Source organism: Serratia sp. NFX21 (genome assembly GCF_048517035.1).
Lineage (GTDB): Bacteria > Pseudomonadota > Gammaproteobacteria > Enterobacterales > Enterobacteriaceae > Serratia > Serratia quinivorans.
Map to the genome: position 1 here is coordinate 3,461,264 of NZ_CP183196.1, position 20,577 is coordinate 3,481,840.

The window sequence follows — 20,577 nt, forward strand, 5'->3', positions numbered from 1 at the left end:
TTTATGGCAAATGGAATGGCGGCGCGCTCAGGGCAGCACCGAATCAGCCGCAGATGATAACAGAGATAGGGTGGATTACGGATTTCACGCATAAAAAAAGCCGCCAACTGCGGCTTTTGGCCAACACATCGGCAGTTCAATAGCCTCCGGCTGCATACGCAAACGTTTTCGTATATACTGCCGGGCCATTATCCGACCGCATTACACTCCACAGATCCAGGTACGAGACTATGTTAACTATTGGAACCGCCCTGCGCCCGTCCGCCACCCGCGTTATGTTGCTCGGCTCCGGCGAGCTGGGTAAAGAAGTTGCTATCGAATGCCAGCGTTTGGGCCTCGAAGTCATCGCCGTAGATCGCTATGCCGACGCCCCTGCCATGCATGTGGCGCATCGCAGCCACGTGATTAACATGCTCGATGGCAACGCGCTGAAGGCCGTGATTGAGCAGGAACGTCCTGACTATATCGTGCCTGAGATCGAGGCCATCGCCACCAGCATGCTGGTTGAACTGGAACAGCAAGGACACCGCGTGGTGCCCTGCGCCGAGGCAACTCGCCTGACGATGAACCGCGAAGGCATCCGCCGTCTGGCGGCGGAAACCCTTGGCCTGCCAACCTCCAGTTACCGTTTTGCCGACGGCGAAACCGCTTTCCGCCAGGCGGTCGACGAAATTGGCTACCCGTGCATTATCAAGCCGGTGATGAGCTCTTCCGGCAAGGGCCAAAGTCTGATCCGCAGCCCGGAACAGTTGAAAACCGCCTGGGATTATGCCCAGCAAGGCGGTCGCGCCGGTGGTGGCCGGGTGATTGTTGAAGGGCTGGTAAAATTTGATTTTGAAATCACCCTGCTGACCATCAGCGCTGTCGACGGTGTGCATTTCTGTGCGCCGATCGGCCATCGTCAGGAGGACGGCGATTACCGCGAATCGTGGCAACCGCAGCAGATGAGTGACCTGGCGCTAAGCCGCGCACAGGCGATTGCAGAAAATGTGGTGAAGGCGCTGGGCGGTTTTGGCCTGTTCGGCGTTGAATTGTTTGTTTGTGGCGATGAAGTGATCTTCAGCGAGGTTTCACCGCGCCCGCACGATACCGGCATGGTGACTCTGATTTCACAAGATCTGTCCGAATTTGCGCTACACGTTCGCGCTTTCCTCGGTCTGCCGATTGGCGCCATTCGCCAATTTGGCCCTTCTGCTTCGGCGGTGATCCTGCCACAGCTAATCAGCGGTGACCTGCGCTTTAGTGGGCTGGATCGCGCGCTGGTCGGCCACAATCAACTGCGTTTGTTCGGCAAGCCGGAAATTAACGGTCAACGTCGGATGGGGGTCGCGCTGGCTACGGCAGAAAATGTAGCGCTGCCGGTGGAATCGGCCAAACGGGCCGCAGCTGCGGTGGTGATTGAAGGTTAATGCTTTGGGGCCGGTTTGCCGGCCCCGACAACATCAATAGTTTTCGTCTTCTTCCGAGTCGTCATCAGCCTGGTCATCCGGCCGTTCCTGATACTCTTCATCGTCGTCTTCGTCATCAAACATGACGCTAACCTGATCACCCTGATGTTTTTCGCGGATTTCCTGCGCGACGCGCGCGATGGCTTCACCACTGCTCATGCCTTGTTCCATCAACAGATGGATACGATCTGCAGCTTCCTGCTGCTCTAGATGACTCAGTGACGGCATACCTGCAAGCATGTGTTTCTCTCCGGCAAAATGGAGGCTGAGTATACGCCTTAAACCGACGGATCCCAACGTCTGTTATTCGGCCGCCGGCAGTGAACAAGGATCGCCATGTCGCCACTGCTTCAGGCGGTGAAGCCAGAGAATAACGTGCCATCCCTGTTTGAGGCCGCGCGCGTTATCAACCATCGCCCGATCGATGCCAAGCTGAAAGAACTCATCGGTGATACGGCACTGGGCCGCCAGCTCTGGCTCACGACGGATGCTGTGGCAAATGCCCAAGGCTTCACGGGTAATCTGCCAGTGGAAAGCCGGGCGGATGGCAATTTTATCGGCATAACGCCGATTCAACGCCACCAGCATGGCTACAATTTTCATGTAATGGCGCTGATACTCGACGTTTGCCTTGCCCGTACGGCGGCGGTTACTGATCGACTGGCCGTGCACCCGTTGGCGATACAGCGCTTTGCCAAGGTATTTCACCCGCTGGGCATTAAACATCACTTCAGTAGTCCAGGGAATATCCTGATGGTGCAAACCCGGTTCGAAATACAACCGGTGCTGCTTAATAAAATCAAGACGATATACCGCCAGCCAGACCACATGAATAAACTTTCTTGATTCTAACGCACGCTCCAGCCATTGCACGCCGCTAATAACATCGGTATCACCTAATCGCTTTAGCGGAATAATCGGCTGCAATTCATCCTGGTCGGTGAAATAACGCTCACCGTTACACTGCATGACATCCAATTGGTTTTGTTCGGCTAATTCAATCAGCGTTGAATACATTTCCGGAGCCAGTAAGTCATCGGCATCGGGGAATGCCACATATTTCCCCCTGGCAACCGCCAACCCGGCATTACGGGCGCAGGACACCCCCGCATTAAGCTGATCAATCACGGTAATATGCGTGTGTTGCTGCGCATAGCGGTGGGCGATATCACCCGAGCCGTCGGTGGAACCATCATTAACGATGATCACTTCCAACCGACGTTCGTTCTGGGCCAGCAGTGATGCCAGAAACGGCTCAAACAGTTCGCCCACGTTGTGCAACGGGACAATAACACTCAGCATTAGGGGCATAGGCAGCTCTTCGCAAAAAGTAACGAATGAATATTTCTATTTTTAAAAATATCAGGGTGCAATTAAATAAGGCATTGGCCCATCGACTCTGCCGGGGCACAAATGTGTCTTGTTATCATTTATATTTTAAGATCTGCGCTTTCACAGACGAGTGATAACAAGCAAAAACAATAACCGAATGAAACTAATAATGAAGTTTAGAATTTAAAAAACATCGAGTCCGAGAATTATCTCAACCTTTCACTGGTGTAGTTTTTAACATATTGGATTATAGTCAAAGTCGCAAAAAATGCTTCATTTGCAAAAATGTTTAATCATCGTTTATACGGAGTGTGCTTATGCGCCTGATGCCAGAGCATGCGTCAGCCGGTTGAATATGGCAGAATAGCCGTCAGAAACCGCCGCCCCATCAGTCAGGTTTATTGAGGCCCATGAGCGCAACCGCACCGAATATTAAGTCTTTACCCTACACCCGCACCGCCCTGCTGGAGCTGTTTGCCCCACTGGCCTCACAGCCTTGGGCGATGTTGCTACATTCCGGTTTTGCCGAACACTCACATAACCGTTTCGATATTCTGGTGGCGCAACCCTGTGCAACCCTGAGCACTCGTGGCCCCATTACCGAGATCCGTCGCGGTGAAGAGCATTGGACGTCGCCGGAAGATCCTTTCCGCCTGATACAACAGCAGCTGGAACAGCTGAACCTGCACCCGCAGGTGGATGCCTGCTTGCCGTTCCAGGGCGGCGCCCTCGGGTTGTTCGGTTACGATTTGGGTCGTCGGGTAGAAAAACTGCCTCAATGGGCACAGGCAGATATCACGCTGCCGGATATGGCGGTCGGTATTTACGACTGGGCGGTGATAGCCGATCACCACCGACAAACGCTGACGTTACTCAGCTATGGTGATGGGGAACAGCGCTGGCAGTGGCTCCGCAATCAGCAGCCTGCGCCAGAGTCGGCATTTGCCCTGACCAGCCCCTGGCAGGCCAATATGACGCGACGGCAGTACGGTGAAAAGTTCCAGCGTATTCAGCATTACCTGCGCAGTGGCGACTGTTATCAAATCAATCTGGCGCAACGTTTTGCTGCCGATTATCAGGGCGATGAATGGCAAGCCTTTCAGCAATTGAGCGCCAGCAATCGCGCCCCCTTCTCTGCCTTCCTGCGTCTGCCGGATAACGCCGTGCTGAGCGTTTCACCCGAGCGCTTTTTGTGGCTGGAAAACCAACATATTCAGACCCGCCCGATCAAAGGCACCCTGCCGCGGCTGGCCGATGCCGATCAGGATGCGCAGCAGGCACAACGCTTGGCAAACTCCAGCAAAGACCGTGCGGAGAACCTGATGATTGTCGATTTACTGCGCAATGATATCGGCCGAGTTGCCGAACCGGGCAGCGTGCAGGTTCCCGAACTGTTTGTGGTCGAACCCTTCCCGGCGGTACACCATCTGGTCAGCACCATCACCGCCACCCTGCCGCTACGCACTCCGGCGACCGAGCTGCTGCGCGCCTGCTTCCCGGGCGGTTCCATTACCGGGGCGCCCAAGGTGCGAGCGATGGAAATTATTGAAGAGCTGGAGCCGCAGCGACGAAACGCCTACTGCGGCAGCATCGGGTATATCAGCGCCTGCGGCACCATGGACACCAACATCACTATCCGCACCCTGATCACCGAAAACGGCCGCATTTACTGCTCTGCCGGGGGCGGTATCGTTGCCGACAGTCAGGAACAGGCGGAATATCAGGAAACCTTTGATAAAGTCGGCCGCATCCTGCCGCAACTGGGGGAGTTTATCGCTTCATGAACCCACCGACCTATCCCACCTCGCTGGCAGCCTTTATCAGCCGCTTTCAGCTGCAACTGCCACAGGCATCGCAGATTTCACATAACGTTCGGCCCGCAGCGGTGCTGATCCCGATTATCTGCCGCCCCGAACCTACCCTGTTGTTGACCCGCCGCGCCGACTCACTGCGCAAACATCCGGGCCAGGTGGCATTTCCGGGGGGTAAAACCGATGCTGAAGACGCCTCGGCGATTATCACCGCCCTGCGTGAAGCTCAGGAGGAAGTGGCTATTCCACCCCAGGCCGTGACCATTCTGGGTCAACTGGCCCCCCTCGACAGCAGCACCGGTTTTCAGGTGACCCCGGTGGTTGGCTTGATCTCACCCGACGTGCAATTTTTCGCCAATGAAGACGAAGTGGCCGAGGTTTTTGAAATGCCGCTGCACGAAGCGCTGACGCTTTCGCGCTATTATCCGTTGGATATTCACCGCGCCGGTCATTCACACCGCATTTATCTGTCCTGGTATCAGAGCCAATTTGTCTGGGGAATGACCGCCGCCATCATTCGACGACTGGCACAGCAGGTCAGCATTTAACGCCAATAATGTGATGCCCATCACAAGCCAAACGGTTACCTGCGCAACAGGCGTGGGTAAAGCGATCGGCATCACTTCATTGGTTTGCTTTTTAAACTACCTTTCTGGCTATCAGAGTTTTAAAAAAACTGTAAACCCTCTCTTCAACCTTACGAAATACCTGTAAAATACCGCAGTCCGGAATAAACCACTATTTCAGCAGGGTTTAAGCCGGCCGCGTTCAGCAGCGGAAGCTGGCGCGATTGCCATTAACCGAGTTTAGGCAACGGATGTTCCACGAACGGCCGAATGCCTGCGGCAATCAGTAAAAAACTAACACCAAGGATTATTTAATTTCATGCGAAAAAGGCAGCCAAACCCGTGCGGCCCTTTTACAATATCGCTGTTCCCTGCTCGGTTTTTAACCGCTGCAGCCATAACAATATGCCTCTAAGGAGTTTTAGCGTGATTAGCGTTTTCGACATGTTTAAGATCGGCATCGGCCCGTCCAGCTCTCATACGGTTGGACCGATGAAAGCCGGCAAACAGTTTGTCGACGATCTGGTAAATCAAGGCCTGATGCCTTCTATCACGCGTGTTGCCGTAGATGTTTACGGCTCACTCTCATTGACCGGTAAAGGTCACCATACCGATATCGCTATCATCCTCGGCCTGGCGGGCAATATGCCCGACACCGTTGATATCGATAGCATCCCGGGCTTTATTCGCGATGTAGAACAACGTCAACGCCTGATGCTGGCCAACGGCTCGCATGAGGTTGATTTCCCGCGTGACGGCGGCATGGTTTTCCGCAGCGACAATTTGCCGCTGCATGAGAACGGCATGCAGATCCACGCCTTCGCCGGGGATAAACAAGTTTACAGCAAGACTTACTACTCACTCGGCGGCGGTTTTATCGTCGACGAAGAGAACTTCGGTAAAGCCGACGCGCACGAGCTGAGCGTCCCTTATCCGTTCAGTTTTGCCCGTGATATTCTCGCCCACTGCCGTGATACCGGACTGTCGTTTTCCGGCCTGGTGATGCAGAACGAACTGGCGCTGCACAGCAAGCAGGATATCGAGACCTACTTCGGTAATATCTGGCAGACCATGCGCGCCTGTATCGATCGCGGGCTGAACACCGAGGGCGTACTGCCGGGGCCATTGCGTGTGCCACGTCGTGCATCCGCGCTGCGTCGCATGCTGGTGTCTTCCGACAAACTGTCCAACGATCCAATGAACGTGATTGACTGGGTCAACATGTTCGCATTGGCGGTCAACGAAGAGAACGCGGCCGGCGGCCGAGTCGTCACCGCACCGACCAACGGCGCCTGTGGCATCGTCCCTGCCGTACTGGCTTACTATGACCACTTTATTGAATCCGTCAGCCCGGATATTTATATCCGTTACTTTATGGCTGCGGGCGCAGTAGGCGCATTGTACAAGATGAACGCCTCTATCTCCGGCGCCGAAGTGGGTTGTCAGGGTGAAGTGGGCGTGGCCTGTTCAATGGCCGCGGCCGGCCTGGCCGAACTGCTGGGCGCCAGCCCGGAGCAGGTTTGCATCGCGGCAGAGATCGGCATGGAGCACAACCTGGGGCTGACCTGTGACCCGGTTGCCGGTCAGGTTCAGGTTCCTTGCATTGAACGTAACGCCATTGCTTCCGTGAAGGCGATCAACTCGGCGCGTATGGCAATGCGTCGTACCAGTGAACCACGTGTCTCGCTGGATAAGGTCATCGAAACCATGTACGAAACCGGTAAAGACATGAACGCCAAATATCGCGAAACTTCTCGCGGCGGTCTGGCGATCAAAGTGCAGTGTGACTGACCCTCTAACCCCGCCTTCCGGCGGCAATGCTGGTCAGTTAAGGTGATATTGTTCCCTCTCCTTTGGGAGAGGGTTAGGGTGAGGGGATACATACTTACGCGAAAGCCCCTCACCCCGGCCCTCTCCCTCGGGAGAGGGGGACGCCCACTTAAACAACGTCGTACATCCTTATTCAGAACTTTGCTTAACTGAACGGCATTGCACCTTCCGGCGGGTTTTTTCTTCCTGCCCCTGAGCCAGTCAAATCATTGCCCCTTTTTAGTGACAACGTCACATCTGCTATTCAAAACCCTATCCCACAGTTAACCGGCAATTTAGCCCTCTGTTTCGCCAAATTTAAATAATTTATTGGGTTAACATCACTCTTGTATAACGACAGGCTAGAATTAGCCAAGTATCATTCATGGCAGTTTGGCCTGACGGTGATTCAGGGCTGGCTTACCGAACAAGGATTTAGCGATGTTGATGACCCAACTTGCCGTGAGCAAATACCGCTATTACCGTTGGCTACTGGCCGGGGCGGTCGGGTTGGCTATTCTGCTGTTATCGCTCTACACCCGTTATTATCAAGAGATTGGCACTATTGAACAAAACCGGCAGGTGCTCGCGACCCGCACCGTCGCCAAGATTAACGATCTGCTGGCACCGGCAATGCAACAGGCCGAGCGCTCCATGCCACTGCTGGGCTCCACCTGTGAAGAGGTGATGCCAACGCTGCGTTTTCGCGCTGCGCAAAACCAGGCTCTGCGGGCAATGCTGTTGGTTAAGGACGGGGTTATTTACTGTTCCAGCCTGTTTGGCACCCGTAAGTACCTTTTAAGCACTATTTTACCCAGCGTAGCAAACGATGGCGCGAAGCTGGTATTGCGCCCTTCGCTCTCTGTCGCCAAAGGCGTGCCGACCCTGATCATGTGGACCCCCGCGCAGCCGGATAACAACAGTAACGGCGTATTGCACGTGTTCAATATTGAGCTATTGGCGAACTTCCTGCTGGAACCTCAGGAACCCTACGCGCAGCGAGTAGTGCTGAACGTCGGCAACTACAGCCTGGAGTATGGGCGTCGGGAAATCCTGCGCAGCGATACCCTGACCACTGACCTGCGCTATACCGCGAAATCCACTCGGTATCCGTTCTCTATTTCACTGTTCGGCCCGCAGGCCAGCATGCTGGCGCTGGCGGCGCTGCCGCGCCATATCCCGCTGTCGTTGTTGATCAGTCTGCTGGCGGCCTATGTGGTGTATCTGCTCACCGCTAATCGCATGAGCCTGTCGTACCACATTGGTCATGCCATTTCCCGCCGCGAATTCCGTGTTTACTGTCAGCCCATCATCAATGCTGAAACCGGCCGCTGTGTCGGGGTTGAAATGCTGCTGCGCTGGAAAAACAAACGACAGGGCTGGATTTCCCCCGACGTGTTTATCCCGCTGGCGGAACAGCATGGCTTGATCATCGCTCTGACCCGTTACCTGATGAGCACCGTGGTGGAAAACCTGCAGTTGTTCCCGCCACGCCCGTCGTTTTATATCAGCATCAACGTCGCGGCCGAGCATTTCAACGGGGTGACCATTATCGATGATATCCGCCGTCTGTGGCTTCCTGCCCATCCTATGCCTTCGCTGATGCTTGAGTTGACCGAACGTACCGCCCTGTCGGAAATTCAGTATGAACAAATCAAAACGCTGAAGGAAATGGGCATCATGCTGGCTATCGACGACTTTGGCACCGGGCACAGTTCACTCAGTTACCTGAAAAAACTCAGCCCTGACGTGTTGAAAATCGACCGGGGTTTCACCGCGGCCATAGGTACCGATGCGATTAACGCCACCGTCACCGATACCATCATTACCCTGGCACATCGCCTGAAGCTGAAACTGGTGGCGGAAGGGGTAGAAACCGCCGAACAGGCGGATTATCTGCGTTCGCGCGAGGTGAACGCGTTGCAGGGGTTCTATTTCGCCAAACCGATGCCAATCAATGTATTCCCACTGTGGTTACAGCAGTATGAGTCGCGGTTGCGGGCGGTGAATCAGCGGGAGGAACGGCGGATGGAGCAGGAAAGCAAGCCGGAGGCGTGATGCCTCCGGCCCGTAGGTTACTGGTGCTCCTCGTCGTGAGGTTCAACTTTGGTAATACGCACCAGTTCAATGCGGTACTCGGACACGGCAACGACTTCGAAACGCAGCCGGTTAAGCTCCACCGTTTCACCCACCGCCGGCATTTGGCCGTAGTGGGACAGCAAGAACCCCGCCAGAGTGGCGAAGTCCGCCGTCGGACTGACCAGATCGTCGCAGTTCAGCGCCTGCTCCAGTGAGTGCAGGTCGGCGCCGCCCTTCACCAGCCAACTGGCGTCTTCCACCACGATATCCGGCGTTTCATCCTCGTCCGGGAATTCACCGGCAATCGCCTCCAGCACGTCCAGTGGCGTGACCAGCCCCTGCACGACACCAAATTCGTTGGTAACTACCACCAGACGCCCCTTGGCACGGCGCAATACCGCCAGCAGGTTAATCACATCCATGGTGTCCGGCACCACAATCGGTGGCGTACGCGCGGCAAACTCGGCGATATCCTCACCCCGCTCTACGGCCACCAGCAGATCCTTGGCACGCACCACGCCGATAATTTCATCCAGCGAGTCGCGGCACACCGGGAACAGGCTATGCGGCGTATCCAGCAGTTGTTCACGCACCTCTTCACGGGAACGATCGCAATCCACCCATGAAATATCGGTGCGCGGCGTCATCACGCTACGCAAAGAACGTGAGGCCAGCGTCAACACGCCACTGATCATATAACGTTCTTCCTCGGCGAAGGTTTCATTCACCGGTAGCGGTGCCGCTTCGTCAGTCTGCTGTGCGCGCTGCTGCCCCATCAGGCGCATGATCGCCTCTGCGGTGCGTTCACGCATCGGGCGATGAGCCTGATGTTTGATAAAGTTACGGCGGGCAATCTGGTTAAACAGCTCGATCAGGATCGAGAAACCAATTGCGGCATACAGGTAACCTTTAGGAATATGTAAACCAAAGCCTTCGGCGATCAGGCTAAGGCCGATCATCAACAGGAAGCTCAGGCACAGCACCACAATAGTAGGATGCGCATTAACGAAGTTGGTCAGCGGTTTGGAAGCCACCAGCATCACCACCATGGCGATGACAACGGCGGTCATCATAACCGGCAGGTCGTTCACCATGCCCACGGCGGTAATTACCGCGTCGAGTGAGAACACGGCGTCAAGGATCACAATCTGTACCACCACCGCCCAGAATTTGGCGTAGCCACGGTTGGCGCCATCCTGGTGCGTTTGCCCTTCCAGCCGTTCGTGCAGCTCCATGGTGGCCTTGAACAACAGGAACACACCACCAAACAACAGGATCAGGTCGCGACCGGAGAAGCTGAACTCCCCGACGCTAAACAGCGGCGTGGTCAGCGTCACCATCCAGGAAATCACCGACAACAGGCCAAGACGCATAAACAGCGCCAGCGACAAGCCGAGGATACGCGCTTTATCGCGCTGCTTCGGCGGCAGCTTATCGGCCAGAATGGCGATAAACACCAGGTTGTCGATGCCCAGTACGATTTCCAATACCACCAGTGTCAGTAACCCAGCCCAAATTGAGGGGTCCATTAGAAATTCCATATCAGACTCCGAAAAAAAGACAGGATGGCCGAGCGATGCTCAGGCGTGACGATGCCGACGCAGCAAAGGCGCGGACAGAAATAGCAAGATATCGGGATTGCAGTACCGGGGAATGGCCGAGCGGCCGTGTGATTTGTACTACGCCAGCAGGTGGCGGGTGGAACCTTGAAAAACAGTAACTTCGGTGACAGTCCATAGGGTGGGCTGAGGCCCTTCACTCCTGAATATGAAAGAAGAAATACTCTAGCAGGAATTTTTTGGCCGGCAAAGAAGCTTTTTTACCTTCTGCATCGTCTTGTAACAGCTCTGTTGTTTAATTCCGCAAACACCGGGTTAGGAGTAATCCGAGCGCTCAATAGCAGAGCAATGTCACAAAATTTATTTTTTCACTCACTAAAATAAATGGCGCTGGCGTGGATCAACGCGCACAGGCTTTTGAAACTGCGCGAGAAATGTTAACGGCGGGTTTCTAAATTTCTACCATAATGTATCTGAACCACGGAAGTGACCGCCAGCAATAAAATGAACTGAACCAACACACCATCCGTGCATGAAGTTCTATGAGGAGGTAGCGAGTGGCAATAGCTATTATCATCGGCACACACGGGACCGCAGCAGAACAATTGCTGAAGACCACGGAAATGCTATTGGGCGAACAGGATAACGTCGCTTTTATAGATTTCGTCCCCGGTGAGAATGCCGAAACGTTAATCGAGAAGTACAAGGGTAAAATCAGCGGACTAGACACCAGCGGTGGCGTCCTGTTCCTGGTGGATACCTGGGGCGGCAGCCCGTTCAACGCGGCCAGTCGCATCGCCGTCGATAAAGAGAACTATGAGGTCGTCACCGGGGTTAACATTCCGATGCTGGTGGAAACGTTCATGGCACGAGACGACAACCCTGGCTTCGACGAACTGGTCGCGCTGGCGTTGGAAACCGGCCGTGAAGGCGTGAAAGCGCTGAAAAAACCGGCCGAAGAGAGTGTTAAGCCCGCGGCACCACAAAGTGCTCCCACCGCTAAACCCGCCGCCCCTCAGGCGCCGCTGGGTCCCAATGACCATATGAAAATCGGCCTGGCCCGTATCGATGACCGTTTGATCCACGGTCAGGTCGCGACCCGTTGGACCAAGGAAACCGACGTCAGCCGTATCATCGTGATCAGCGACGAAGTCGCCGCCGACCACGTTCGCAAAACCTTGCTGACTCAGGTTGCCCCGCCGGGCGTCACCGCACACGTGGTCGACGTGGCGAAAGCTATCCGGGTGTGGAACAACCCGAAATATGCCGGCGATCGCGTGATGCTGCTGTTTACCAACCCGACCGATGTCTGGCGTTTGGTGGAAGCCGGCGTGGATATCAAATCGGTGAATATCGGTGGTATGGCGTTCCGTCAGGGCAAAACCCAGGTGAACAACGCCGTCTCGGTTGACGAAAAAGATATCGAAGCGTTTAAGAAATTAAACGAGCGCGGTATTGAATTGGAAGTTCGTAAAGTCTCGTCCGACAGTCGGTTAAAAATGATGGACCTGATTAACAAACTCAATTAATGGCGACAGCCAATAATTATTTTACTCAGAGATCTTTGGTCATAGGAGAAGTGCAATGGAGATTACCACTCTTCAGATTGTACTGATATTTATCGTTGCCTGTATCGCCGGGATGGGTTCCGTCCTCGACGAGTTTCAGTTCCACCGTCCGCTGGTCGCCTGTACCCTGATCGGCTTTATTCTCGGTGACATGAAAACCGGTATCATCATCGGCGGTACGCTGGAGATGATCGCCCTGGGCTGGATGAACATCGGTGCGGCGGTAGCGCCAGATGCGGCGTTGGCGTCAATTATTTCCACCATTCTGGTTATTGCCGGCGGACAAAGCGTCGGTGCCGGTATCGCCCTGGCCATTCCGCTGGCGGCGGCCGGGCAAGTGCTGACCATCATCGTGCGTACCCTGACCGTGGCCTTCCAGCACGCGGCGGACAGCGCGGCGGAGCGAGGCAGTTTGCGAGCCATCACCTGGCTGCATATCTCTGCCCTGCTGCTGCAGGCGATGCGTATTGCCATTCCGGCCGTTATCGTCGCTATCTCGGTGGGGACATCTGGCGTTCACGCGCTGCTTAACTCGATCCCGGAAGTCGTCACCAGCGGCCTGAACATCGCCGGCGGGATGATCGTGGTGGTTGGTTATGCCATGGTGATCAACATGATGCGTGCCGGCTACCTGATGCCATTCTTCTACCTCGGCTTCGTTACCGCTGCCTTCACCAACTTTAACCTGGTCGCCCTCGGCGTGATCGGCGTGGTGATGGCCGTGCTTTATATCCAGCTCAGCCCGAAATACAACAAGTCTCAGGTAGTCCAGGCTGGCCCGGCAAATGCCAACGACCTCGATAACGAACTCGACTAGGAATAGGTGAGAGAAATGGTTGATACAACAGCTCAAAAGAAACTCACGCCGGCCGATATTCGCGGTGTGTTTATGCGCTCGAATCTGTTCCAGGGTTCATGGAACTTCGAACGTATGCAGGCGCTGGGTTTTTGCTTCTCAATGGTGCCGGTGATCCGTCGCCTGTATCCGGAAAATAACGACGACCGCAAACAGGCGATCAAGCGCCATTTGGAGTTCTTTAACACCCACCCTTACGTGGCGGCGCCGGTCCTTGGCGTTACCATGGCGATGGAAGAACAGCGCGCTAACGGCGCGCCTATCGACGATGCGGCCATCAACGGTATCAAAGTCGGTTTGATGGGGCCTTTGGCCGGTGTCGGCGACCCGATTTTCTGGGGTACCGTACGTCCGGTATTCGCTGCGCTCGGCGCCGGCATTGCCATGAGCGGCAGCCTGCTGGGCCCGATTCTGTTTTTCGTCCTGTTCAACCTGGTGCGCCTGTTGACCCGCTATTACGGCGTGGCCTACGGTTATCGCAAAGGCGTGGATATCGTTAATGATATGGGCGGCGGCTTCCTGCAAAAACTGACGGAAGGAGCGTCCATTCTTGGCCTGTTTGTCATGGGGGCTTTGGTTAACAAGTGGACGCACGTGAATATCCCGCTGGTGGTGTCGAAGATCACCGACCAGACCGGGCATACCACGGTGACCACGGTGCAAACCATCCTCGACCAGTTGATGCCGGGCCTGGTGCCGCTGCTGCTGACCTTCGGCTGTATGTGGCTGCTGCGCAGGAAAGTGAATGCGTTGTGGATCATCATTGGCTTCTTCGCCATCGGTATCTTCGGTTATTGGGTAGGTCTGCTGGGTCTGTAAGCGTTTTAACCGCCGGGGGGAAACCCCCGGTTTGAGTTTGATATTTAGCCCGAGATACCCGGGCCTAGCGCACCGAGGGGCGCTCCGGCAACTAAAGTTGCGACAACCCCTTCGGCACGCTCTCCCTAATAACTGGCTCTGCCAGCCGTCTGCCCGGGGAAACCCCCGGTTTTTTTATTTGTGGAGTTGAAAGATGTCGCTGACCGATGGCGTATTACTGATTTTCACCGCGCTGATGCTGGTGTATGCGATTTACGACGAGTTCGGCATGAACCTGCTGAAAGGCAAAACCTTGCTCAAGGTGCAGTTAAAGCGCCGGAATCGGATTGATTGCCTGATATTTGTCGGCCTGATCGCCATTCTGCTCTACCGAAATGTCACCACCCAGGGTGCGGTAATAACCACCTATCTGCTTATTTCTTTAGCACTGATCGCCATTTATATTTCTTATATCCGCTGGCCCAAGATGTTGTTTAAAGCGCAGGGTTTCTTTTATGCCAATGCCTTTATTGAATATAACCGGATTAAGGCTATGAATTTATCCGAGGATGGCATCCTGGTGATAGATCTTGAGCAGCGTCGGTTGTTGATTCAGGTCACTCAATTAGACGACTTGGAAAAGATTTACCACTTTTTTGTTGAAAATCAGTGAGTAAAAAACAATTTCAATCCTTCCCCCGTGTTGCCCCGCGCTGTATGTGGATATTTAATCATCAGCGCACATGGCTACCTGATGATTATTTACGCAATATTGTTGCACTCGCCTACATTATATTCCTTCTTATACACTTCATTAATGAAAACCATTATCAATTTCAAACCAATGCCCATGGGGAATAAGGGTTGTTGGTAACGGAATTAATATGCTATGGTTGCGCCGTCATTGGGGAGTAGCCGGTTTCTGGATAATAAAACGCCAGAAACGCCCGTATCAACATACTCGTTTTATACATTAAAACGTGGTGCGGGCAGCCAGGTAAGGTTGGCGAGACCATAGACACGTAACTCCGTCGTATGGTTGGGGGTGGGTTACGTGTATATGGAGCCGCCCGGCCGAGGTTATTTTTCATGAACTTGTCAGCTACACTCATTCTCGCTTTTGGCATGTCTATGGATGCGTTCGCCGCATCAATTGGCAAAGGTGCCAGCCTGCATCAACCCCGTTTTCGTGAAGCACTACGCACCGGACTTATCTTCGGCGTGGTAGAAGCCATTACGCCGATTATCGGTTGGGGCATCGGCTTATTCGCCAGCCAATACATTATGGAGTGGGATCACTGGGTCGCCTTCTCGCTGCTGTTTATCCTCGGCATGCGCATGATCGTCGAAGGCGTCAGGAACCGGCCTGACGAAGTGGAAAAAGTGAAGCGTCACGGCTTCTGGTTATTGGTCGCTACCGCCATCGCTACCAGCCTCGACGCCATGGCTATCGGTGTCGGCCTGGCCTTCCTGCAGGTGAACATCGTACACACCGCCATGGCCATCGGCTGCGCCACCATGATTATGGCCACCCTGGGCATGATGATAGGCCGCTTTATCGGGCCGTTGCTCGGCAAACGCGCGGAGATCCTCGGCGGCGTAGTGCTGATCGGTATCGGTGTGAACATCCTGCTGGAGCATTTGGGCTATCTGGCCTGATAGCGCTGAACCCAAAGAAAACCTGCCCAACGGCAGGTTTTTTTGTTTGTGGCCCGTCACTCTCTTTGCTCATTCCTCACCGACGCAACTGGACGAGCCGCTAAATTTATCGCTAAACGCCAACCAATGGCGGTGAATAATGACAGCCCAAGGGCACCGTACACCGCAGTCTGAATACCGCCGGCCTGCGAAAGGGAGGTCGACATCAGCGCCCCAAAGATGGCCACGCCAAAGGCCGAACCGCTCTGACGGGCGGCATTGAGTACGCCGGCTGCAATCCCCGCCCGTTCATTCGCGACATCATTCATCAATGCCGATGTGGCCGCCGGGGTAATGATACCGGCCGCCAGACCAAGCAACGGAAAAGACAAGGCAATGCGCCAGTAGGGCGGGCTTTCCGCCAGCGCCAGTAAACCGACAAAACCCAGCGCATAGAGCAACAAACTGCAATAAACCACTCGCCCGCCCCCCCATGCCCGCACCAGCCTGCCAGAAATAAAACTGCCCAGCGTGACCATCATCGTCAGGGGGAGAAACGCCAGGCCAGACTGTAATGGCGTCCAGCCCCGCACCCGCTGAAAATAGAGGCTAAGCAGAAAAAATGCGCCGTAGAACACCAGCGCCGAGACTAACGAAACCAGCGCAGAGGCAGAAAACAGGGTGCTACGGAACAATGTCAGCGGCAGCATCGGCTGCCGGTGCCGCCGTTCGATAACCACAAATCGCCACCAACTCAGGGCAGCGATAGCCATACCGCCGAGGATCCAACCAGAACACCAGCCAAGCCTGGTGCCTTCGATCAGCACCCACACTGAGCTGGCTAACGCCAGGATCACCGCGCCCTGCCCGGCATAATCCATTTGTCGCAAGGCCGGTACCGGACGCCGAACTTCAATTCGCAGGGTAAGACCTATCCCCAGCACAATCACCGGAAGATTGATCCAAAACAGGCTGCGCCAGCCCCATAGTTCGATAAGCAAGCCGCCGACCAGCGGTCCCGCCGCCATCGCCACGCCACCACATCCGGCCCACACGCCAATCGCCCCTGCCCGCTGCCTGGCATCGCCGAATGCCGCATTAAGCAGCATCAATGAACTGGGTACCAGCAACGCGGCGCCAACCCCCTGGCAGACTCTGGCCGCCACCAGTACGGGCAGGGTTTCTGCCAGGCCGCAAATAACCGAAGCGCCGGCAAAAACCGTCAGCCCGCCAAGGTATAGCCTTGTGGCCCCCAACCGATCCCCCAGTGCTCCGCCGCTCAGTAACAGGCTGGCAAACGCCAACGTGTAGGCATTGACTACCCACTGCAGGCCACTCAACCCTGCCCCAAGTTCGCCGGCGATCGACGGCAGAGCAACGTTTACAATCGAAGTATCGAGAATAACGATGACATAACTGAGGCTGGTCGCCATCAGGACCGATTTTTGATGTTGATTCAAGCTTGCCACTCGCAGCGGCCCCCGGCTGAAGAAATAGGCGTTGACTATAAACAACGATTAGCCTGGAATAGTTCGAGCCGTATCGAAGCGTGCCTTAAGCGCTTAAAATATCACCGACCATCCTGGGAGGATAACGTCGTGGGCCAACACAATATTGCCACCGTGGCACATCTGATTGCCGAACCGGTGCGGGCGGTGATGCTGATCGCACTGGCCGACGGCAATGCCCTGTCCGCCAGTGCCCTGGCAGAGACCGCAGGCGTCACCCCGCAAACCGCCAGTTCACATCTGGGCAAACTGCTGGATGGCGGGTTGCTGAACGTCGAACAGAGGGGCCGCTACCGCTATTATCGCCTTGCCGGGCCTCATGTTTCACATCTGCTGGAAAGTCTGGCATCGATAGGGCCGGTTACGCCGGCCTGGCGCAGCACGCCCAATCGCTCGGCACGGGAGATGCGCTTTGCGCGCTGCTGTTACGATCATTTAGCCGGAAAGGTCGGCGTAGCGATAACGCGCCGCCTGCTGGAACAGGGGTTGATGGTCGAAAAAGACCTGCAAGAATATTCACTGACGCCCGCAGGGGCCGACTGGCTGCAGGAGCTAGGGGCTGAGGCCGCCGCGTTGTCGTCCGGTGATGTGGGTAAAGGACGCCAATGCCTGGACTGGACCGAGAGACAATATCATCTTGCAGGGCCGCTGGCGGCTCACCTGCTCAATGCTTTCTGTCTGTGGGGTTGGCTGCAACGGCTGCCGTCCTCCCGAGCGCTCGCGGTGACGCCAAAGGGCTGGGTGGCGTTGAAAACGCATTTCGCCCTCACCCCTGACAGCCTGGAAGACGAGCGGACCAATGACCCGGCCGTCTGTCCACCAGCTTAATCGGGCTGGCGGCGGTACAACGCGATAACAAAATCGGTTTCGCAGGCGAAGGCCTCACAGCCACTCAGGTGCTGCTGAACCTCAGGCGAGGCGCGCCAGGCGAATGGCGTCATCTGCAGCAGGTTGGCCGCCTGTTCACCCGGCAGCGTCATCGGGTATGCCAATGACTCCACTCGTTCGCAGTCAAAACCGGCAAACTGCTCATCCTGTTCGACATGCAGTTGCACCTGCTGATACACCTGCTCTTTCAATTGATACAGGTGACGTGGGCCAGGCGATACCGTAACCACCACCCCACCGGGTTTTACTACCCGAGCCAGTTCTTCGGCTTTGCAAGGGGCGTAAATACGCAGTATGGCGTCCAGAGAAGCATCAGCAAACGGCAGCCGGTGGCTCGACGCCACGCAGAATGAGACCGTCGGGTAACGCTTGGCCGCATAGCGGATCGCCACCTTGGCGACGTCCAGGCCATAAACGGTGATATTACGCTGCTGCGCCAACCGGGCAGCCACTTCCGCCGTGTAATAGCCTTCGCCACAGCCGATGTCCAGTAACGCCTGCGCATCGCTCGCCAATGCCTGATCCAACAGCTCAGCCACCCGCTGCTGCAAGGGTTGATAGAAACCCGCATCAAGGAACGCACGCCGCGCCTGCATCATTTCCGCGCTGTCTCCGGGCTGCTTTGAGCGCTTGTGCTGTACCGGCAGCAGGTTGACATAGCCTTCTTTGGCGCAGTCAAACTGATGGTTAGCGTCGCAACGCCATTGCAGATGAGAAAGATGAAGCGGCTGATGACACAGAGGGCACTGATAAGACATGGCTTGGATTCCAGAGAGATACGGCGCGGCTAGTCTAAAGAAGCCTTCTGTACGATGCAAGACAGATGCCGCAAGCCCCTAGCCAGGGAGGAAAAAAACTGGCTACACTGACGTTAACTTTTCTTACGCAGGCAAAGACGTGATATGACCGATTTTTCCCCACTGCTCAACGCCATTCCATCCATCCAGCACGGTTTCGGCAACAAAAGTGCGCTGCTGCCAGGCCATCTGTTGGCCTATCGTTCTACCCTGCCGGAAAAAAAACAGGTGCATGGCACACGCATTGTTGACGTGACCCAGGCGGAACAACAGTGCGGCGAAGCCGATGGTTTCTATACCACTGAGCCTGGCATTCTGCTGAGTGTGTTAACGGCAGACTGCCTGCCGGTGATTTTCAGCCGCAACGACGGCTCTGCCATTGCTGCCGTCCATGCCGGTTGGCGTGGCCTGCTGGATGGCATACTGGAGCAACTGGCGGCGCGCATCAGCCGTGATGACTCGACTGCTAACTGGGTGGCCTCCATTGGCCCTGCCGCCGGCCCCTGCTGTTACGAAGTCAACGAGGAACTGGTCGCGCGCTTCAAGCAACAGCTGCCACTGCCCGCGGCCTTAATCAGCCCACGCTTTCGCCACCTGGACCTGGCCACCATCGCCGAATCCAAACTGCGCGAACTGGGTTTTTCCGCCGTTGACCATGCCGGTAGCTGCACCATCTGCACCCCCAACACGGATCCGCGCCAGCCACAGCGTTTTAAATACACCAGCTACCGGCGCAACAGCCACCGACGCGAACAAGATCCCACTCATCCGGGGATTAGAGGGCGCAATCAGTACGCGGGAATTATTATTACCGGCGGATAACAGAAACGAAAAAACCCGCACTGAGGCGGGTTTTTTGTACAGCTGACGCTGATTAGATTGCAGTAACGTTTACTGCAGATGGGCCTTTCTGGCCATCTTGGATTTCGAACTCAACGTTCTGGCCTTCAGCCAGGGTTTTGAAGCCGTTACCCTGAATTGCAGAGAAGTGTACGAACACGTCTTTGCTGCCGTCAGCTGGAGTGATGAAACCGAAACCTTTAGATTCGTTGAACCACTTAACTTGACCTTTGATCTTTGCCATCTTGAGTATTTCCTTTGGATTGTTTAAACCGCCCGGAGGCGTTACATAGACAAACTAGAGTCGTTACTGCTTGAGGCACTAAGATAAGGATCGGCAGAGAAGCGGTATTCAACGCTAACGTTTTTACTCAGAACTTCTTTACTGAAAATGCCACACATATACAGAACTGTACCTCGTTTTACCCAGATGCGTTATCACATACTCTGTATTCGATGGCAAGCCATTTTTAATCACTGGTGGAGCTGTCGCACATATTTGAAACGGTCGAGAGCAACATAAGCTTAAATAGACTAAAAGAGGTTGAAGCCTTAGCTATTTTCTGCTTAACAATGGCACCCCGCTACACTCCGCACCCAGACTGAATTTTAACAATTCTTTCATCCGATTGAACAATGTATGTGGCAACATATAACCCCTGACGGACGCTTAGAACGTTAAAAATTTTGAATCTTTATGGTATTTCTTATAAAACTTTTGAATATCGATGAACGGGTACATTTGATATCGGATGATCCGACCATCGGCCCGCCATCCGGACGGCCCAACGCTGCTACCGCCTCACGTCGGCGACTTCACTCGCTTGTGACAACGAAATAATACTGAAGATCATTATTGCCCTCAGTGAGGGTGCGCACAATTTGTGCAGCGGAGTTCTCGCGACAAAAATCAAATAACGTGCCACTTTATAGTGCATAAGCATGCAAAATCAGAATTTACGCACTATTGCCGTGCGGTGGCAGAGAAATACATTACTGTCTGCGAGGGTTAAATAACGGCAATAATCTTGAGAACAATGGGAATCCATAGCTGAATTAAATCTTAAAATCGGCATAGGT

General features: G+C 54.9%; 19 protein-coding genes and 1 riboswitch. Of the genes, 12 read left to right on the plus strand and 7 right to left on the minus strand.

Features of this window, described 5'->3' with window-relative positions:
• The first annotated feature begins 230 nt into the window (after nt 1-230).
• A complete protein-coding gene (purT, locus tag ACNT1W_RS16300) occupies nt 231-1,409 on the plus strand; it encodes a formate-dependent phosphoribosylglycinamide formyltransferase (protein WP_419245850.1) in 1,179 nt (392 codons plus the stop codon).
• A gap of 33 nt (nt 1,410-1,442) precedes the next feature.
• Here purT and ACNT1W_RS16305 read toward each other — a convergent pair whose 3' ends face one another.
• Both ACNT1W_RS16305 and ACNT1W_RS16310 read right to left on the minus strand, forming a co-directional pair.
• A complete protein-coding gene (locus ACNT1W_RS16305; RefSeq protein ID WP_012145530.1) occupies nt 1,443-1,688 on the minus strand; it encodes a YoaH family protein in 246 nt (81 codons plus the stop codon).
• 63 nt (nt 1,689-1,751) lie between these two features.
• The gene (locus ACNT1W_RS16310) at nt 1,752-2,759 is read right to left on the minus strand and encodes a glycosyltransferase (protein WP_041418587.1); all 1,008 of its coding nucleotides are present in this window, start codon (nt 2,757-2,759) and stop codon (nt 1,752-1,754) included.
• Between the two features lie 431 nt (nt 2,760-3,190).
• Here ACNT1W_RS16310 and pabB point away from each other — a divergent pair, with 431 nt between their 5' ends.
• The 4 genes from pabB to ACNT1W_RS16330 all read left to right on the plus strand — a co-directional run bounded on the left by pabB (nt 3,191) and on the right by ACNT1W_RS16330 (nt 9,024).
• The gene (pabB, locus tag ACNT1W_RS16315; protein WP_115184463.1) at nt 3,191-4,564 is read left to right on the plus strand and encodes an aminodeoxychorismate synthase component 1; all 1,374 of its coding nucleotides are present in this window, start codon (nt 3,191-3,193) and stop codon (nt 4,562-4,564) included.
• A complete protein-coding gene (locus tag ACNT1W_RS16320) occupies nt 4,561-5,139 on the plus strand; it encodes a CoA pyrophosphatase (protein ID WP_012145533.1) in 579 nt (192 codons plus the stop codon). Before pabB ends, ACNT1W_RS16320 begins: the two co-directional genes overlap by 4 nt.
• A gap of 444 nt (nt 5,140-5,583) precedes the next feature.
• Complete coding sequence (gene sdaA / locus ACNT1W_RS16325) at nt 5,584-6,948, plus strand: L-serine ammonia-lyase (RefSeq protein ID WP_261408848.1); 1,365 nt, start codon at nt 5,584-5,586, stop codon at nt 6,946-6,948.
• 459 nt (nt 6,949-7,407) lie between these two features.
• A complete protein-coding gene (locus ACNT1W_RS16330; protein WP_419245851.1) occupies nt 7,408-9,024 on the plus strand; it encodes an EAL domain-containing protein in 1,617 nt (538 codons plus the stop codon).
• Between the two features lie 17 nt (nt 9,025-9,041).
• Here the strand turns inward: ACNT1W_RS16330 and ACNT1W_RS16335 are convergent, their stop codons facing one another.
• Nucleotides 9,042-10,586, minus strand: a complete 1,545-nt coding sequence (locus ACNT1W_RS16335; protein WP_012145536.1) for a TerC family protein — start codon at nt 10,584-10,586, stop codon at nt 9,042-9,044.
• Nucleotides 10,587-11,161: 575 nt separating this feature from the next.
• On the opposite strand from ACNT1W_RS16335, the gene manX reads away from it, so the two are divergent.
• From manX to mntP, 5 genes are all read left to right on the plus strand, one after another.
• Nucleotides 11,162-12,133 carry a PTS mannose transporter subunit IIAB gene (manX, locus tag ACNT1W_RS16340; protein WP_012145537.1) on the plus strand — a complete coding sequence of 324 codons (972 nt, stop codon included), beginning with the start codon at nt 11,162-11,164 and terminating at the stop codon, nt 12,131-12,133.
• 55 nt (nt 12,134-12,188) lie between these two features.
• Nucleotides 12,189-12,989 (plus strand): PTS mannose/fructose/sorbose transporter subunit IIC, encoded by an 801-nt coding sequence (locus tag ACNT1W_RS16345; RefSeq protein ID WP_017893113.1) that lies wholly within the window; start codon nt 12,189-12,191, stop codon nt 12,987-12,989.
• A 15-nt stretch (nt 12,990-13,004) separates the two neighbouring features.
• On the plus strand, nt 13,005-13,847 hold the full coding sequence (locus ACNT1W_RS16350) for a PTS mannose transporter subunit IID (RefSeq protein ID WP_012145539.1): 843 nt from the start codon (nt 13,005-13,007) through the stop codon (nt 13,845-13,847).
• Between the two features lie 193 nt (nt 13,848-14,040).
• On the plus strand, nt 14,041-14,499 hold the full coding sequence (locus ACNT1W_RS16355) for a DUF986 family protein (RefSeq protein WP_017893114.1): 459 nt from the start codon (nt 14,041-14,043) through the stop codon (nt 14,497-14,499).
• Nucleotides 14,500-14,720: 221 nt separating this feature from the next.
• A riboswitch (yybP-ykoY riboswitch) is annotated at nt 14,721-14,902 on the plus strand.
• Nucleotides 14,903-14,915: 13 nt separating this feature from the next.
• Nucleotides 14,916-15,485, plus strand: a complete 570-nt coding sequence (mntP, locus tag ACNT1W_RS16360) for a manganese efflux pump MntP (protein ID WP_012145541.1) — start codon at nt 14,916-14,918, stop codon at nt 15,483-15,485.
• 56 nt (nt 15,486-15,541) lie between these two features.
• On the opposite strand, the gene ACNT1W_RS16365 is transcribed toward mntP, so the two are convergent.
• Nucleotides 15,542-16,933 carry an MFS transporter gene (locus ACNT1W_RS16365; protein WP_419245852.1) on the minus strand — a complete coding sequence of 464 codons (1,392 nt, stop codon included), beginning with the start codon at nt 16,931-16,933 and terminating at the stop codon, nt 15,542-15,544.
• Nucleotides 16,934-17,062: 129 nt separating this feature from the next.
• Here ACNT1W_RS16365 and ACNT1W_RS16370 point away from each other — a divergent pair, with 129 nt between their 5' ends.
• The gene (locus tag ACNT1W_RS16370) at nt 17,063-17,800 is read left to right on the plus strand and encodes an ArsR/SmtB family transcription factor (protein WP_419245853.1); all 738 of its coding nucleotides are present in this window, start codon (nt 17,063-17,065) and stop codon (nt 17,798-17,800) included.
• Here the strand turns inward: ACNT1W_RS16370 and rlmA are convergent.
• A complete protein-coding gene (rlmA, locus tag ACNT1W_RS16375; RefSeq protein ID WP_115184457.1) occupies nt 17,797-18,618 on the minus strand; it encodes a 23S rRNA (guanine(745)-N(1))-methyltransferase in 822 nt (273 codons plus the stop codon). The two genes, ACNT1W_RS16370 and rlmA, sit on opposite strands and share 4 nt — an antisense overlap.
• Before the next feature lie 144 nt (nt 18,619-18,762).
• On the opposite strand from rlmA, the gene pgeF reads away from it, so the two are divergent.
• Nucleotides 18,763-19,479, plus strand: a complete 717-nt coding sequence (gene pgeF, locus ACNT1W_RS16380) for a peptidoglycan editing factor PgeF (RefSeq protein WP_411227081.1) — start codon at nt 18,763-18,765, stop codon at nt 19,477-19,479.
• A gap of 52 nt (nt 19,480-19,531) precedes the next feature.
• Here pgeF and cspE read toward each other — a convergent pair whose 3' ends face one another.
• Nucleotides 19,532-19,741, minus strand: coding sequence for a transcription antiterminator/RNA stability regulator CspE (gene cspE / locus ACNT1W_RS16385; protein ID WP_002221949.1), 210 nt, complete (start codon nt 19,739-19,741; stop codon nt 19,532-19,534).
• Between the two features lie 41 nt (nt 19,742-19,782).
• Nucleotides 19,783-19,899 (minus strand): DUF2627 domain-containing protein, encoded by a 117-nt coding sequence (locus tag ACNT1W_RS16390; RefSeq protein ID WP_071593021.1) that lies wholly within the window; start codon nt 19,897-19,899, stop codon nt 19,783-19,785.
• Between the last annotated feature and the right edge of the window lie 678 nt (nt 19,900-20,577).

Coding starts and splice junctions, on each gene's coding strand:
- mntP (WP_012145541.1), top strand. CDS start 14,916: ATGAACTTGTCAGCTACACTCATTCTCGCTTTTGGCATGTCTATGGAT.
- ACNT1W_RS16345 (WP_017893113.1), top strand. CDS start 12,189: ATGGAGATTACCACTCTTCAGATTGTACTGATATTTATCGTTGCCTGT.
- rlmA (WP_115184457.1), bottom strand. CDS start 18,618: ATGTCTTATCAGTGCCCTCTGTGTCATCAGCCGCTTCATCTTTCTCAT.
- pgeF (WP_411227081.1), top strand. CDS start 18,763: ATGACCGATTTTTCCCCACTGCTCAACGCCATTCCATCCATCCAGCAC.
- ACNT1W_RS16335 (WP_012145536.1), bottom strand. CDS start 10,586: ATGGAATTTCTAATGGACCCCTCAATTTGGGCTGGGTTACTGACACTG.
- ACNT1W_RS16390 (WP_071593021.1), bottom strand. CDS start 19,899: ATGTGTGGCATTTTCAGTAAAGAAGTTCTGAGTAAAAACGTTAGCGTT.
- purT (WP_419245850.1), top strand. CDS start 231: ATGTTAACTATTGGAACCGCCCTGCGCCCGTCCGCCACCCGCGTTATG.
- ACNT1W_RS16310 (WP_041418587.1), bottom strand. CDS start 2,759: ATGCCCCTAATGCTGAGTGTTATTGTCCCGTTGCACAACGTGGGCGAA.
- pabB (WP_115184463.1), top strand. CDS start 3,191: ATGAGCGCAACCGCACCGAATATTAAGTCTTTACCCTACACCCGCACC.
- ACNT1W_RS16305 (WP_012145530.1), bottom strand. CDS start 1,688: ATGCTTGCAGGTATGCCGTCACTGAGTCATCTAGAGCAGCAGGAAGCT.
- ACNT1W_RS16350 (WP_012145539.1), top strand. CDS start 13,005: ATGGTTGATACAACAGCTCAAAAGAAACTCACGCCGGCCGATATTCGC.
- ACNT1W_RS16320 (WP_012145533.1), top strand. CDS start 4,561: ATGAACCCACCGACCTATCCCACCTCGCTGGCAGCCTTTATCAGCCGC.
- cspE (WP_002221949.1), bottom strand. CDS start 19,741: ATGGCAAAGATCAAAGGTCAAGTTAAGTGGTTCAACGAATCTAAAGGT.
- ACNT1W_RS16355 (WP_017893114.1), top strand. CDS start 14,041: ATGTCGCTGACCGATGGCGTATTACTGATTTTCACCGCGCTGATGCTG.
- ACNT1W_RS16330 (WP_419245851.1), top strand. CDS start 7,408: ATGTTGATGACCCAACTTGCCGTGAGCAAATACCGCTATTACCGTTGG.